11 protein-coding genes are annotated in these 13581 nt (G+C 69.9%); 6 read left to right on the plus strand and 5 right to left on the minus strand.

Annotation, left to right across the window (positions count from 1 at the left end; genetic code table 11):
- Positions 1-23: 23 nt before the first annotated feature.
- Positions 24-488: a hypothetical protein gene (locus JRI60_RS07510; protein WP_204225165.1), complete on the minus strand. Its 465-nt coding sequence runs from the start codon at positions 486-488 to the stop codon at positions 24-26.
- A 419-nt stretch (positions 489-907) separates the two neighbouring features.
- On the opposite strand from JRI60_RS07510, the gene JRI60_RS07515 reads away from it, so the two are divergent.
- Together JRI60_RS07515 and JRI60_RS54390 are read left to right on the plus strand one after the other, a co-directional pair.
- Positions 908-2164 carry a metallophosphoesterase family protein gene (locus JRI60_RS07515; protein WP_204225166.1) on the plus strand — a complete coding sequence of 419 codons (1257 nt, stop codon included), beginning with the start codon at positions 908-910 and terminating at the stop codon, positions 2162-2164.
- Positions 2161-5379, plus strand: a complete 3219-nt coding sequence (locus JRI60_RS54390) for an AAA family ATPase (RefSeq protein ID WP_204225167.1) — start codon at positions 2161-2163, stop codon at positions 5377-5379. Before JRI60_RS07515 ends, JRI60_RS54390 begins: the two co-directional genes overlap by 4 nt.
- 39 nt (positions 5380-5418) lie before the next feature.
- Here the strand turns inward: JRI60_RS54390 and aceA are convergent, their stop codons facing one another.
- Together aceA and aceB are read right to left on the minus strand one after the other, a co-directional pair.
- A complete protein-coding gene (gene aceA, locus JRI60_RS07525) occupies positions 5419-6705 on the minus strand; it encodes an isocitrate lyase (protein ID WP_204225168.1) in 1287 nt (428 codons plus the stop codon).
- A gap of 59 nt (positions 6706-6764) precedes the next feature.
- On the minus strand, positions 6765-8414 hold the full coding sequence (aceB, locus tag JRI60_RS07530) for a malate synthase A (RefSeq protein ID WP_204225169.1): 1650 nt from the start codon (positions 8412-8414) through the stop codon (positions 6765-6767).
- A 255-nt stretch (positions 8415-8669) separates the two neighbouring features.
- Here aceB and JRI60_RS07535 point away from each other — a divergent pair, with 255 nt between their 5' ends.
- Positions 8670-9038, plus strand: a complete 369-nt coding sequence (locus JRI60_RS07535) for a PspC domain-containing protein (RefSeq protein ID WP_204225170.1) — start codon at positions 8670-8672, stop codon at positions 9036-9038.
- A gap of 211 nt (positions 9039-9249) precedes the next feature.
- Positions 9250-9816 (plus strand): Uma2 family endonuclease, encoded by a 567-nt coding sequence (locus JRI60_RS07540; RefSeq protein WP_204225171.1) that lies wholly within the window; start codon positions 9250-9252, stop codon positions 9814-9816.
- A 1-nt stretch (position 9817) separates the two neighbouring features.
- Here the strand turns inward: JRI60_RS07540 and JRI60_RS07545 are convergent, their stop codons facing one another.
- The gene (locus tag JRI60_RS07545; RefSeq protein ID WP_204225172.1) at positions 9818-10300 is read right to left on the minus strand and encodes an MOSC domain-containing protein; all 483 of its coding nucleotides are present in this window, start codon (positions 10298-10300) and stop codon (positions 9818-9820) included.
- Positions 10301-10413: 113 nt separating this feature from the next.
- Between JRI60_RS07545 and fumC the strand changes: the two genes are divergently transcribed.
- A complete protein-coding gene (fumC, locus tag JRI60_RS07550) occupies positions 10414-11811 on the plus strand; it encodes a class II fumarate hydratase (protein WP_204225173.1) in 1398 nt (465 codons plus the stop codon).
- 28 nt (positions 11812-11839) lie between these two features.
- Positions 11840-12934 carry a D-TA family PLP-dependent enzyme gene (locus JRI60_RS07555; protein WP_204225174.1) on the plus strand — a complete coding sequence of 365 codons (1095 nt, stop codon included), beginning with the start codon at positions 11840-11842 and terminating at the stop codon, positions 12932-12934.
- 7 nt (positions 12935-12941) lie between these two features.
- On the opposite strand, the gene JRI60_RS07560 is transcribed toward JRI60_RS07555, so the two are convergent.
- Positions 12942-13532, minus strand: coding sequence for an NADPH-dependent FMN reductase (locus JRI60_RS07560; RefSeq protein WP_204225175.1), 591 nt, complete (start codon positions 13530-13532; stop codon positions 12942-12944).
- Positions 13533-13581 lie beyond the last annotated feature (49 nt).

The following is a 13581-nucleotide window of genomic DNA, read 5'->3' on the forward strand; positions in this document are numbered from 1 at the left end:
TAAATAAGAGCAGAATCGATGCTTTAGCCCTCAGCGCGACCGAACCGGTGCTCGACACGATCCAGGAACTTGCCGATATCCTTCCTGACCTCGCGCGCGACGATCGGCTTGAAGAGCTTGGCCATCAGGTTGGTAATGGGCAGATCGGGGGCGAGCATCTCACGGAAGCGGATCTCGGTGTTCGGCGCGTCCAGCTGGCGCAGGATGACTTCGCCCTGGGTATCAAGATTCCCGTCGATCGTGCGCCATGTCACGTGGTCGGTGCCGTTGCCGTGGTACTCGACAGTATAGTCAGCCAGGTAGCGGATCCCCTTCTCGACCTTCTCGGTGAGGATCCAGTGCGCCCTGTTGCCCTCGAGAAGCTCAAACCGCTCGACATCGGCGGTTTCCTCCTTGATGAGCCCGGGATCATTGAAAAACTGATAGACGTCTTTCAGCGGCGACCGAACCCGCAAGGTACGTTCCTCGGTAGCTACGATTTTCGTCATGGGGTCCGTCCTCGATTCTTACTGCTGGGTTGTTGGTTGAAAACACCAGCTCCCATTCCGTGTGCGCACTCAGAGAGAGCAGGCCTCGGATGAATGTGATTGGTGAGCTGCCCATGTCCGCCCGACCCCCTCGTCGAGCCTCTCCCACGAGCGGGCGTGTGTCTGCCTGGTGACCGAGCACCTTTATCGGCTACCAGGGCGAGCGCCTCGGCGAGGTGCGCTCGAGACGGCTCGCCGAGCTACGCGGTGACGGAAGGATGGAAGGCCTGTTGAGGGGGGCGGGCTGGAGCGCAGGGGCCCGAGGAGGGCCGCTGACAGGGGCCGCCCGAGCAGTGCGCCCGGTCGGTGGAGCCGGATCTCCGGATTCGCCCAGGGTTCGTGGGGCCACGCTATCAGGACGGCTAGTGTGCGGGCCCACGATGCGCTTCAAGTTCGTCCACGCGGCCGATCTGCACCTGGATACTCCGTTCCGCGGCATCCCCGCGGACTCGAGTCTGTTGAGCCTCTTCCAACAGGCCACGTTCCGGGCCTTCTCGCGCGTGGTGGACCTGTGCCTGCGCGAGCACGTGGCCTTCCTGCTGCTGGCGGGAGACCTCTTCGACGCGAAGGACCGCTCGGTGCGCGCGAGGTTGGCACTGCGGCGCGAGCTGGACCGGCTGCACGTGGCTGGCATCCAGACCTTCATCGTCCACGGGAACCATGACCCGCTGAGCGGAGACACGGGGGCGCTGGGGCTGCCGGGCTCGGTGAAGGTCTTCGGCGCCGACTGGGAGGAGGTGGAGGTGCGCCGCGAGGGGAGGGCGCTCTGCCGGGTGCAGGGCATCTCCTATCCGGAGGTGGAGGTGCGCGAGAACCTGTCGTCGCGCTTCCGGCGGACGGCACCGGACTTCACGGTGGGCCTGCTGCACGCGAACCTGGGCGGAGTGGAGGGCCATGCCAACTACGCGCCGTGCACGGTGGAGGACCTGGGGGCGCGCGGGCTGGACTACTGGGCGCTGGGCCACGTGCACACGCGGGCCGAGTACGCGCTCGCCAACGGAGCGGTAGCGGTGTACCCGGGCAACCCGCAGGGGCGGCACGTGAACGAGCCGGGTGAGCGCGGCTGCGTGCTGGTGGAGGTGGAGGAGGGGAGGACGCGCAGGCGCTTCGTCCCGGTGGACCGGGTGCGCTGGCACCGGCTGGAGGTGCCGCTCGTGGGGCTCGGGTCACTGGATGGGCTCGTGGCGGCGGTAACGGAGCAGGTGGACGCGAGCTGCGCGCAGGAACTGGACGGGCACGTGGTGCGTCTCACGCTGACGGAGCGGGGCCCGCTGCACCGCGAGCTGTCCCGGCCGGAGGCGCTCCAGCAGTTGGAAGCGGACCTGCGCGAGCAGCTCTCGCGGCGTCACCCGCCGGTGCTGCTGGAGTCCCTGCGCGACGCGAGCCGGCCCGAGTTGGACCTCCAGACGGTGCGACTGGCGGGAGGCTTCACCGGGACGCTGCTGGCCGAGGCCGACGCCCTGGCCGCGGACCCGGAGGCGTTGGAGACGGTGTGGAAGGAGGACGCGGAACTGCGCTCGCTGCGCCAGCGCTTGTCGCGGCTGGGCGTGGACGCGCTGGAGAAACCCCGGCCGGAGTGGGTGGAGCAGGCGGGGCTGCGGGTGGTGGAGCAGCTCCACGAGGAGGACGAGACGTGAGCGGGGGACTGAGGATCGACCTGGTGCGCGTGCACGGCTTCGGCCACTTCTCCGACTACGCGCTGGAGCTGAAGCCGGGCCTCAACCTGCTGTACGGGCCGAACGAGGCGGGCAAGAGCACGCTGCTCGCGTTCATTCGGGGCGTGCTGTTCGGCTTCGAGAAGCGGGGCCCCCGGTACGAGCCCGAGGCGGGGACCTTCGGGGGCGAGCTGTGCGTGAGCACGGGTGTTGGCCCGATGGTGGTGCGCCGCGTGGTGGACCGGCGGGGGAGGGCGGTGGCGACGGTACACGCTCCGGAAGGACACGAGCTGCTCGCCTCGCGGCTGGACGAGGCGCTGGCGCACGTGTCCCGGGAGCTGTTCTGCGAGGTGTTCGCCTTCAGCCTGGAGGAGCTGTCCACCTTCGAGAAGCTGGCCGAGGAGGACGGAGTCTCCCGAGCGCTCTTCGCGGCCGGGCTGAGGGGCGCGCGCCGGCTGCCGGAGGTGGAGAAGCAGTTGGAGAAGCGGGCCGGCGAGCTGTTCAAGCCGAGCGGGCGCAACCCCGAGCTCAACCAGGTGCTGAAGGAGCTGGAGGAGGTGAAGGCGAAGCTGCACGCGCTGGAGGATCGCCCGGAGAGGTATGCCGAGGAGCGCGAGCGGCTCGGCTCGCTGTTCCGGCAGCAGGAGGAGGCGGCGGTGCTGCGGGACGGCATCTCGCGGGAGCTGGGGCGGCTGACCCGGCTGGAGGCGGCGTTGGGGGATCTGGGCGAGCTGGTGCGGGCGCGGGCGGAGCTGGCCGGGCTGCCGGACCTGACGGCCTTCCCGGTGGGAGGGGAGGCCCGGCTGGAGGAGCTGCTGCAGCGGCTGAAGGAGACGAGGGCGCGGCGGGCGCACATCGAGGAGCTGCTGTCCTCGGGTGAGGCCGAGCTGGCGCGGCTGTCGGGAGCGTCGGGAGTGCGCGAGAGGCAGGGGGAGTGGCGCTCGGCGCTGGCGGCCTTCACGGCGAGGGCCGAGCTGCTGCGGGCCTTGCCGGGCCGTCGCGCGGCGCTCGAGTCCAGGCGCCGGGAGGTGGAGCAGGCCCTGAGGGGGTTGGGGCTGGAGGTGGATGCCGCGGGCCTGCTGGCGTTGGAGCTGGGGGCGGCGGCGCGAGGCACCCTGGAGGCCCTGGCGGACCGTCTGGCGAGGGCGGAGACGGAGCATCGGGACGCGGAGGGGGCGCTCGGGCGGGCGCGCCTGGGACTGGAGCGTATCGATGGGGCCCTGTCACGTCTGGAGGCGGAGCGTGCCCGGCTGCCGCCTGTTGCCGTCATGGAGGTCCGTCGCCGACAGGCGGCGCTGGGGCGTCTGCGGCCCCTGCGCGTGGAACGGGAGCAGGTGGTGGGCCAGCGTGCCGAGCAGAGACAGCGGCTCGAGGCGCTCCGGTCCCAGGTGGAGCCCGGGTTGGGGCCAACACCCGCCCCCTGGCCGGTGGCGGCTGGCGTGGCGGGCGCGGTGGTGCTGGCCGTGCTCCTCGGGCTGTACGCGGGAGTGGGGGCGGGAGTGCTCGCGCTGGTGGGGGCGCTGCTGCTCGTCATCCCCCTGGTGCTCGGCCACCGGCGAGCGGTGGAGAGCCACCAGCGATTGGAGGAGGCTCGGACGGCGCGCCAGCAACTGCACGCGCGGGAAGTGGCGCGGGTGCAGTCGGCGCTGGACGTGCTGACGGGGCGGGTGGCCGGGCTGGAGCGCGAGCTGGCGGCGGCCGCCGTGGAGGCGGGCGTGCCGCCAGAGGCCCCGATGGCGGAGCTCGCCTCTCGGGAAGCGGCGATGACCGAGCTGCTGCGGCAGGCGGATCGCCTGGAGCACCTCGACCGGGAGCACGAGGCCCGCATGGCGGAGCGGGACGTGGTGGCGCACGAGGCCCACGCCGCGGAGGAGTCCGCGCGCCGGGCGGAGGCGCAGGTCCGGACGCTCCAGGCGGAGCTGTCCGCGTTGCTGGCCGCGAGGCGCTTTCCGGTGGAGCTTTCCCCGGGGCGGGCGCTGGCACTGTGGCGTGACGCGGCCGAGCAGCGTCAGCGGCTGGCGGACCTGAGGGCGGACGAACGGGCGCTGGCGGCGGACGAGGCCACCTGTGCCGCGGTCGTGTCGCGCTTGCAGGAGGAGGCCCGGGTGGCGGGACTACCGGGAGGCGCGGTGGAGGCAGTGGCCGCCCGGGTGTCCACGGAGTTGGAGGAGCTCAAGACCCGGGACGCGGAGGCACGGGCGCTTCGGGCGCGCAGGGACGAGTGGATGGCGGATAGGGCCCGGCACGCGCGTCTCCAGGAGACCGAGGAGCAGGCGCTGGCGGCGTTGCTGGCACGGGGTGGAGGGGAGTCGGAGGAGACGTTCCGGCAGCGGGCGCGGCAGGCGGAGCGCTTCGAGTCCCTGACGCGGAGCGTGCGCGAGCTGACCCAGCGTATCGAGGCGGCGACAGGCCTGGAGGAGGAGTCGGCGCGTGAGGCCATCGAGTCCCTGGGGGGAGAGGAGGGACTGAAGGAGAAGCTGGGACAACTGCGGATGCAGGAGCCCGCGTGTGCCGAGCGCCTGAAGGCATTGCACACCGAGTACGGCGCGACGCGGAGCCAGCTGGAGCAATGGGAGAACGACGAGCAGCTGGCCGCGTTGCGAATCCAGGAGGAGCGGCTGAGGGCGAGGGCGGCGGAGCTGGCGACCCGCTATGCATCGGAGCGGCTGTCGCTGACGCTGCTGGCGAGGGCGCGCCGGCGCTTCGAGGAGGAGCAACAGCCGCGGGTCATCCAGCTGGCCTCGGAGCACTTCGCGGTGCTGACGGGAGGCCGGTACCGTCGGGTGTTCATCCCGGCGGGAGGAAGGAGGGAGCTACGGGTGGGCGATGGGCGGAGGGACTGGAGCGCGGAGCAGCTCTCGCGAGGGACGAGGGAGCAGCTCTACCTGGCGTTCCGGCTGGCGGTCATCCAGGACTTCGGGGAGACGCGGGGGGCGTTGCCGCTGGTGGTGGACGACATCCTGGTGAACTTCGACCTGGAGCGGACGAGGAGCACGCTGTCCCTGCTGTCGCACCTCTCCGAGTGCCACCAGATCATCGCCTTCACCTGTCACCCCTGGGTGCGCGAGCTCTTCGAGGAACAGGGAGCACGAGTCGTGGAGCTGGGCTCCAGGAACACAGAGGCCGCGAGCCCCCGAGAAGAATCCTCGAAGGTCGCGGCCACCATCCCCTCTCCCTCCGGGAGAGGGCTAGGGTGAGGGTATCCGCTCACCCGGGTTGAACCCCATCACCGGGTTTCAGAACTGGTGGGCCTCGGTGGAGTCGTTGAGGGCGAGGGTGCTCGCACAACCGCCGGAGATGACCTCGGCGACCTTGTCGAAGTAGCCGGTGCCGACCTCGCGCTGGTGGCGGGTGGCGGTGTAGCCATCCTTCTCGGAGGAGAACTCCTTCTGCTGGAGCTCGGAGTAGGCGGCCATGCCGCGGTCCTTGTAGTTCCGGGCGAGCTCGTACATGCCGTAGTTGAGGGCATGGAAGCCGGCGAGGGTGACGAACTGGAACTTGTAGCCCATGGCGCCGAGCTCGCGCTGGAACTTGGCGATGGTCTTGTCGTCGAGGTTCTTCTTCCAGTTGAAGGAAGGCGAGCAGTTGTAGGCGAGGAGCTTGTTGGGGAACCTGGCGCGGATGCTCTCGGCGAACTTCCTGGCCTGGTCGAGGTCCGGGGTGCTGGTCTCGCACCAGATGAGGTCGGCGTAGGGGGCGTAGGCGAGGCCGCGGGCGATGGCGCACTCGAGGCCGCCCTTGAGGCGGTAGAAGCCCTCGGCGGAGCGGCCGGCCTTGCGGTCGATGAAGGCGTGGTCGTACTCGTCGGCGTCGCTCATGAGGAGCTTGGCGCTGTCGGCGTCGGTGCGGGCCACGAGGATGGTGGGCACGCCCATGACGTCGGCGGCCAGGCGCGCGGCGGTGAGGGTGCGGATGAAGTTGTTGGTGGGGACGAGCACCTTGCCGCCCATGTGGCCGCACTTCTTCTCGCTGGCGAGCTGGTCCTCGAAGTGCACGCCGGCGGCGCCCGCTTCGATCATGGACTTCATCAGCTCATAGGCGTTGAGGGGCCCGCCGAAGCCGGCCTCGGCGTCGGCCATGATGGGGGCGAACCAGTAGCGGTCGTGCTTGCCCTCGGCGTGGTCGATCTGATCGGCGCGGCGGAAGGCGGAGTTGATGCGGCGCACGACGTTGGGGACGCTGTCGACCGGGTAGAGGCTCTGGTCCGGGTACATCTGGCCGGCGGTGTTGGCGTCGGCGGCGACCTGCCAGCCGGAGAGGTAGATGGCCTCGAGGCCGGCGCGCACCATCTGCACGGCCTGGTTGCCGGTGAGGGCGCCGAGCGCGTGGACATAGTCCTTGGTGTTCAGCAGCTCCCAGAGCCGCTTGGAGCCCATCTCCGCGAGCGTGTAGCTGATGCGGATGGAGCCACGCAGCTTCTCGACGTCGGCTTCCGAGTAGTTGCGGGTGATGCCCTCGAACCGCTGGGCGTGGAGCTTGGCGTGGGGGGTCGCATCGTTCTTCGTCGTCACGGCGTCGTACATGTTGGCTCCTCGCGAAAAGGTACGGGTGAAAAGACGGAACCGCGGAAAGGGACGGCCACTCAGCCGTGCGAGACGAGCGCCTCGTAGGCGGGAAGGGTGAGGAAGTCCTCGAAGCGGGGCGCGGTGGAGAGCTTCTCGAAGAGAGCCCGGGCCTCCTCGAGCCGCTCGGCGCCGTAGCGCTCGGTGGCGCCCTCGGCCTCGATGCGCTTCATCTCCTCGGCGAGCACCTGGCGGAAGCGCTCGGGGGTGACGGGCTTGCCGTCGGCGAGCGGGACGCGGTGGTGCATCCACTGCCACACCTGGGCGCGGGAGATTTCAGCGGTGGCCGCGTCCTCCATGAGGTTGTAGAGGGGCACGCAGCCCAGGCCCCCGAGCCACGCGGCGATGTACTGCACGCCCACGCGGATGTTGTGACGCAGCCCCTCCTCGGTGCGGGAGCCCTCGGGCATGGCGAGCAGGTCCGCCTCGCTGATGTTCACGTCCGGGCGCTTCTTGGCCAGCTGGTTGGGCCCGGGCATGTGCTGGTCGAAGATTTCGCGGGCCACGGGGACGAGGCCCGGGTGGGCGACCCAGGTGCCGTCGTGGCCGTCGCGGGCCTCGCGGGACTTGTCGGCGCGCACCTTGGCCATGGCGGCCTCGTTGGCGGCCGGGTCGCTCTTGATGGGGATGAAGGCGGCCATGCCGCCCATGGCGTGCACGCCGCGGCGGTGGCACACCTGGATGAGGCGCAGCGAGTAGTTGTGCAGGAAGGCCTTGTCCATCGTCACCTGCCCGCGGTCGGGCAGGACGAACCTGGAGTCGCTCTGCAGCTTCTTGATGAAGCTGAAGATGTAGTCCCAGCGGCCGCAGTTGAGCCCCGCCGAGTGCTCGCGCAGCTCGTAGAGGATTTCGTCCATCTCGAAGGCGGCGGGCAGCGTCTCGATGAGGACGGTGGCCTTGATGGAGCCGCGAGGGATGCCCAGCTCGCTCTGGGCCAGGTGGAACACGTCGTTCCACAGGCGGGCCTCGAGGTGGCTCTCCATCTTGGGCAGGTAGAAGTAGGGGCCGCTGCCCTTCTCGAGGAGGGCGCGCGCGTTGTGGAAGAAGTAGAGGCCGAAGTCGAAGAGCGAGGCGGAGACGGGCTTGCCATCCACCTCCAGGTGGCGCTCCAGCAGGTGCCAGCCCCGGGGGCGGCAGAAGAGGACGGCGGTCTTCTCGTGGAGGGCGTAGTGCTTGCCGTTGTCGGAGGTGTAGCTGATGGTGCCGCGCACGGCGTCGCGCAGGTTGAGCTGGCCGCGCACCACGTTGTCCCAGGTGGGGCTGTTGGCGTCCTCGAAGTCCGCCATGAAGACGTTGGCGCCCGAGTTGAGGGCGTTGATGATCATCTTCCGCTCCACCGGGCCGGTGATTTCGACGCGCCGGTCGAGCAGGTCCTGGGGGAGGGGGGAGACGGTCCATTCCTTCTCCCGGATGTCACGCGTCTCCGGGAGGAAGCGGGGACGCTCGCCCTTGTCATAGGCGGCCTGGACCTGCTTGCGCCGCTCCAGGAGGGCCTCGCGCCGGTCGCCGAAGGCCCGGGCCAGCTTCGCCACCAGCTCGAGGGCCTGGGGGGTGAGGACGTCCGCGTATTCGGGCAACCAGGGGCCTCGGAGGGAGACCCCCTGTACCTGGGGACATTGTCCCTCGGTACGTTGCGCGGAGGGGGAGGAGGAGAGGCTGGCCGCGTCCATGCAAAGCTCCTTGACGGGGTGCGTTGTAAAAGGCCCCAACGGGGACCAATGTGTATCTGGTCCGAGGAAGTGTGAACCCCCCGTGCTCAAAAGTCGACAGCTTTGTAAGGATGTCAACACGGTCGGGATTAAATTTGTAAATTGACGGGACTGAAAATGGGTGTGCGAGGGGGCGATGCAATGGGGGGAGACGTGGCGCGTAGGGAGGAGGGAGAGAGGCCGGCGGTGGGTGGGCCTTCCTAGAGGAGTGGAGCCATGGACGAGACGAAGCGGTGCGAGGCGTGCCGGATGGACATCCGGGTGGAGGCGACGAGGTGCCCGCACTGCCGCGAGCGGCAGCCGGGGGCGGAGCGGATGCACCGAGGAGGAGAGGGGAGGGCGTTGGGAGGGGTGTGCACGGCGCTGGCGCGGCAGCTGGGCCTGGACGTGGGGCTGGTGAGGGTGGCGTTCGTGGTGGCGCTGGCGCTGTCTGGGGGAACGGTGCTGATGGTCTACCTGCTGCTGTGGGCGCTCACGCCGCCGTCGGCGATGGGGAAGGCGCCCGTGCAGCGGCTGGTGGATTGGCTGGCGAGGGTAACGAGCGGGGCGGTGGAGGAGGAGCCGAGGGTGGAGCGGAGGGTCTGAGGCGTCCGGCCGCTGGTAATTTTGTAAAACGTCCACCCTCTCCCTCTGGGAGAGGGCCGGGGTGAGGGTATCGAGTCACCCGGGTTGAGCCCGGGCCGTGGAGCGACAGGATGTCAGAGGTCAGGAGCATCCTGGGCGCATGAGCGGAGAACTGGGAAGGGCGAGGGGGCGTCGGCTTGCGGTGGCCGAGGGAGAACCGCATCCTGTGGGAATGAGCGACGAGCCGCCGCGGCGCGAAGCGACATACGCGGACCTCGAGGAACTCCCACCCAACTGCGTGGGTGAGATCATCGAGGGCGAGCTGCACGTGAGCCCCCGGCCGAGGCCGATGCATGCCCGGGCGGCGGGCCGACTCTTCAACGCACTGGATTCATTCGACCAGGACGCGGGGGAAGAGGGCCCCGGGGGCTGGGTGCTCCTCTACGAGCCCGAATTGCACTTGGGGCGTGAGGTGCTGGTGCCGGACCTGGCGGGATGGCGCCGGGAGCGGATGCCGGAGCTGCCGGAGGAGGCGGCCTTCACGCTCGCGCCGGACTGGGTCTGCGAGGTGCTCTCACCCTCCACGGCGGTGCTGGATCGCGGCCAGAAGCAGAAGTCGTACGCGCGAGAAGGCGTTCAACACCTGTGGCTCGTGGACCCCGCGGTGCGGTCGCTGGAGGTCTACCGGCTGGAGCGTGGTGACTGGGTGCTGCTGGGCAAGCACAAGGGGGAGGCGAAGGTGCACGCCGAGCCCTTCGAGGTGCTGGCCCTGGAGCTGGGGCGCCTCTGGAGTCGTTGACTCAGGGCAGCTTGGGGCGGATGGGGCGAGGCGCGTCGGGGTTGACGTCGAGCAGGCGCACGCCGTCCCCCTCGCGCACCGTGCCTCCGCTGAGCACCCTGGCGAGCTGTCCCCGCTGGCCCCAGGACTCCTTGAGGAGGCCCGGGCGGATGCGCTCGAGCTTCGAGCAGGGCACACAGGGCTCGGTCAGCTCCACGACCACCTCGGCGCCCAGTGCCAGGCGCTGGCCCGGTGGAAGGGACTCCAGGGGGAGGCCGGAGATGACCACGTTCTCCTTCAGCGCCCCCGCGCCGAGCCTTAGCGAGGCATGGGAGGCCTCGTCGAGCAGCAGGAGCTGACGCTTGCCGTTGGGCTTCTTCTTCCCGTGACGGTCTCCCACGAAGCCTCGGCCCTCGAGGGCCTGGGCCTCGGGGACGCGCTTCATGGGGGTCCCCCGCTCCTGGGCGAGCAGCAGTGCGCGGATGGTGCCGTTGGGAGTGTCCACTTCCGGAATCCTGTCCGGGGGCTGCCGCCACCGCAAGACGGATGGAAGGGTGAACCGGGGCGCGGCGGGGGGTCGCGTGTTATCGCACCGGCTCCAGCCGAGGAGGCAAGCACGTGAGCAAGCAGGACGTTCGCATCGAGAAGGACACGTTCGGTCCCATCGAGGTTCCGGCCGAGCGCCTGTGGGGAGCGCAGACGCAGCGCAGCCGGCAGAACTTCGCCATCTCCAGTGAGCGGATGCCGCTGGCGCTCATCCATGCCCTGGTGCTGGTGAAGAAGGCCGCGGCCACGGCCAACATGGAGAACGGCACGCTGCCGAAGGACAAGGGGGAGGCCATCGTGAAGGCCGCCAACGAGGTGCTCGGCGGCGAGCATGACGAGGAGTTCCCCCTGCTCGTCTGGCAGACGGGCAGCGGCACGCAGACGAACATGAACGTCAACGAGGTGCTGGCGAACCGGGCCTCGGAGCTGCTGGGGGGCGAGCGGGGTGAGGCGCGCAAGGTGCACCCCAACGACGACGTCAACAAGGGGCAGAGCTCCAACGACGTCTTCCCCACGGCGATGAGCGTGGCCGCGGTGGAGGCGGTGGTGCGCAACGTGCTGCCCGAGCTGCAGGCGCTGCGCGACGTGCTGACGGAGAAGTCGGAGCAGTTCCGGGACATCGTGAAGATTGGCCGCACGCACCTGCAGGACGCCACGCCGCTGACGCTGGGGCAGGAGTTCAGCGGCTACGTGGCGCAGCTGGAGCATGCGCGCAGGCACCTGGAGCTCGTGCTGCCGCACCTGTCCGAGCTGGCGCTCGGGGGCACCGCGGTGGGCACGGGCCTCAACGCCCCCAAGGGCTTCGCCGAGCGCGTGGCGCAGGAGCTCTCACGCCTCACGGGCCACCCCTTCGTCACCGCGCCCAACAAGTTCGAGGCGCTCGCGGCCAATGACGCGCTGGTGCAGGCGCATGGGGCGCTCAAGGGCCTGGCCGCCGCGCTCTTCAAGATCGCCAACGACGTGCGCTGGCTGGCGTCGGGGCCGCGCTCGGGCATCGGAGAAATCACCATTCCGGAGAACGAGCCGGGCAGCTCCATCATGCCGGGCAAGGTGAACCCCACGCAGTCGGAGGCCGTCACCATGCTGTGCGCGCAGGTGATGGGCAACGACGTGGCCGTGTCGCTGGGAGGCGCGTCCGGCAACTTCGAGCTGAACGTCTTCAAGCCGCTCATCATCCACAACTTCCTGCAGAGCTGCCGGCTGCTGGCGGACGGCATGCGCAGCTTCCGGCTGCACTGCGCGGTGGGCATCGAGCCGAACAAGGGGCGGCTGAAGGAGAACCTGGAGCGCTCGTTGATGCTCGTCACCGCGCTCAACCCGCACATCGGCTACGACAACGCGGCGAGGATCGCCAAGAAGGCGCACAAGGAGGGCAAGACGCTCAAGGAGGTGGCGGTGGAGCTGGGCCTGCTCACCGCCGAGCAGTTCGACCAGTGGGTGCGTCCGGAGAAGATGATCGGCAATCTGTAGCCCGTGGACGCGAGGAGCCTGAGTCCAAATGAGCCCTTTCTCCCTGGACAGCATCGAGACCCCGGCCGCGCTCGTGGATGTGGACCGCATGGAGGCCAACCTCCAGAAGGCGGCGGCGTACACGCGCGAGCATGGACTGCGGTGGCGGCCGCATACGAAGACGCACAAGGTGCCGGAGCTCGCGGCGAGGCAGCTCGAGGCCGGAGCGACAGGCGTCACGGTGGCCACGCCGCGCGAGGCCGAGGTGATGGGTGCCGTGGCCGAGGACGTGCTCCTGGCCTACTCGCCCGTGGGGGCGTCCAAGCTGAAGCGGTTGATGGCGCTGTCCCGGCGCGTGCGGCTCTCGGTGGGACTGGACTCGCGCGAGGTGCTGGCCGGCCTGGCCGAGGCCGCTCGCGAGGCGGGGCGCACCGTGGGCGTGCTGGTGGAGCTGGACCTGGGGATGCGCCGCGTGGGCGTGCAGACGCCGGAGGTGGCCGTGGCGCTGGCCCGCGAGGCCGCCTCGGCGCAGGGCCTCGAGTACCAGGGCGTGATGTTCTACCCGGGGCACATCCGCATGCCGATGGCCGAGCAGGGCCCGGCGCTCGCGGAGGTGTCACGGCGGCTGGGCACGTTCCTGGAGGCGCTGGGCGCCGCGGGGCTGAAGCCCGGAATCGTGAGCGGCGGCTCCACGCCCACCCTCTGGCGCTCGCACGAGGTGGCGGGGATGAATGAGATCCGCCCGGGCCTCACCCCCTTCTTCGACCGTGCCAGCGCGTGGACGGGCGTGTGCGGCTGGGAGGAGGTGGCCTACTCGGTGCTCGCGACGGTGGTGAGCACCTCGGTGGCGGGGCAGGCCGTCATCGACGCGGGCTCCAAGGCCCTGGCGAAGGAGGAGCTGCCCATGGGCGGCTATGGCGCGCTGGTGGACCGGCCCGACGTGGTGGTGCACGCCCTCTCCGAGGAGCACGGGATGCTGGACCTGTCGCGCACCTCGTGGAGGCCGCGCGTGGGCGACCGGGTGAGGGTGGTGCCCAACCACGTCTGTGTCTCGGTGAACCTGCAGGACGAGCTGTGGGCGGTGCGCGGCGGGCAGGTGACGGGCCGCTGGGAGGTGATGGGGCGGGGCCGCGGGCCGGTGTAGTGCCCGCTCACGCCAGGGGCGTGTGGGGCACTCCGTTCTGACGCCGCGCCTTCAGGGCCTCGGCATACCATTCCAGCTCGCTGGCGAACTTGTCGAACCGCTTCTCCCACGCTGGATCCGCGGGGACGCCCTGCTCGTCGAACGCCTGCTGCACCTTGGGGACCGGCAGCAGGCTCGGGATGCTCGGCATGCCCAGCTCACCGAGCGTCGCGCGGAGCTGAATCGCCGCGCGCACGCCGCCGAAACCGCCGCCCGAGTAGCAGACGATGGCCGACGGCCGCCAGTGGTACTCCGCGTAGAAGTGGTCCAGCAGGTTCTTCAGCCCTGGCTGCACCCCATGGTTGTACTCGCCCGCGATGAGGACGAACGCGTCGGCGGCGCGGTACAGCGTCGCCAGCCGCTCCAGCGGTTCCGGCGCGCTCCCTCGCGGATACTCGACGTACAGCCGATCCAGCAGGGGCAGCCGGTATTCGAGTGCGTCCACGAACGTCACCGTGTGCCCGCGAGCCTCCAGGCCGTGGTGGACGAAGCGCGCGGCGCGGATTCCCTGCCGCCCGGTGCGGACCGAGCCGTAGATGACGACGAGATTCAGCGGCATGACACTCCTCGGATAATGATGACCCTGATGGGTGGGGCGCCTGCTCCTG

The organism is Archangium violaceum (genome assembly GCF_016887565.1).
GTDB classification, from domain to species: Bacteria; Myxococcota; Myxococcia; order Myxococcales; family Myxococcaceae; genus Archangium; species Archangium violaceum_B.

Bases quoted from the DNA above. Each gene is read 5' to 3' on its own strand.
- JRI60_RS07510 (WP_204225165.1), bottom strand. From the start codon at position 488: ATGACGAAAATCGTAGCTACCGAGGAACGTACCTTGCGGGTTCGGTCG.
- JRI60_RS07515 (WP_204225166.1), top strand. From the start codon at position 908: ATGCGCTTCAAGTTCGTCCACGCGGCCGATCTGCACCTGGATACTCCG.
- aceA (WP_204225168.1), bottom strand. From the start codon at position 6,705: ATGTACGACGCCGTGACGACGAAGAACGATGCGACCCCCCACGCCAAG.
- aceB (WP_204225169.1), bottom strand. From the start codon at position 8,414: ATGGACGCGGCCAGCCTCTCCTCCTCCCCCTCCGCGCAACGTACCGAG.
- JRI60_RS07535 (WP_204225170.1), top strand. From the start codon at position 8,670: ATGGACGAGACGAAGCGGTGCGAGGCGTGCCGGATGGACATCCGGGTG.
- JRI60_RS07540 (WP_204225171.1), top strand. From the start codon at position 9,250: ATGAGCGACGAGCCGCCGCGGCGCGAAGCGACATACGCGGACCTCGAG.
- JRI60_RS07555 (WP_204225174.1), top strand. From the start codon at position 11,840: ATGAGCCCTTTCTCCCTGGACAGCATCGAGACCCCGGCCGCGCTCGTG.
- JRI60_RS07560 (WP_204225175.1), bottom strand. From the start codon at position 13,532: ATGCCGCTGAATCTCGTCGTCATCTACGGCTCGGTCCGCACCGGGCGG.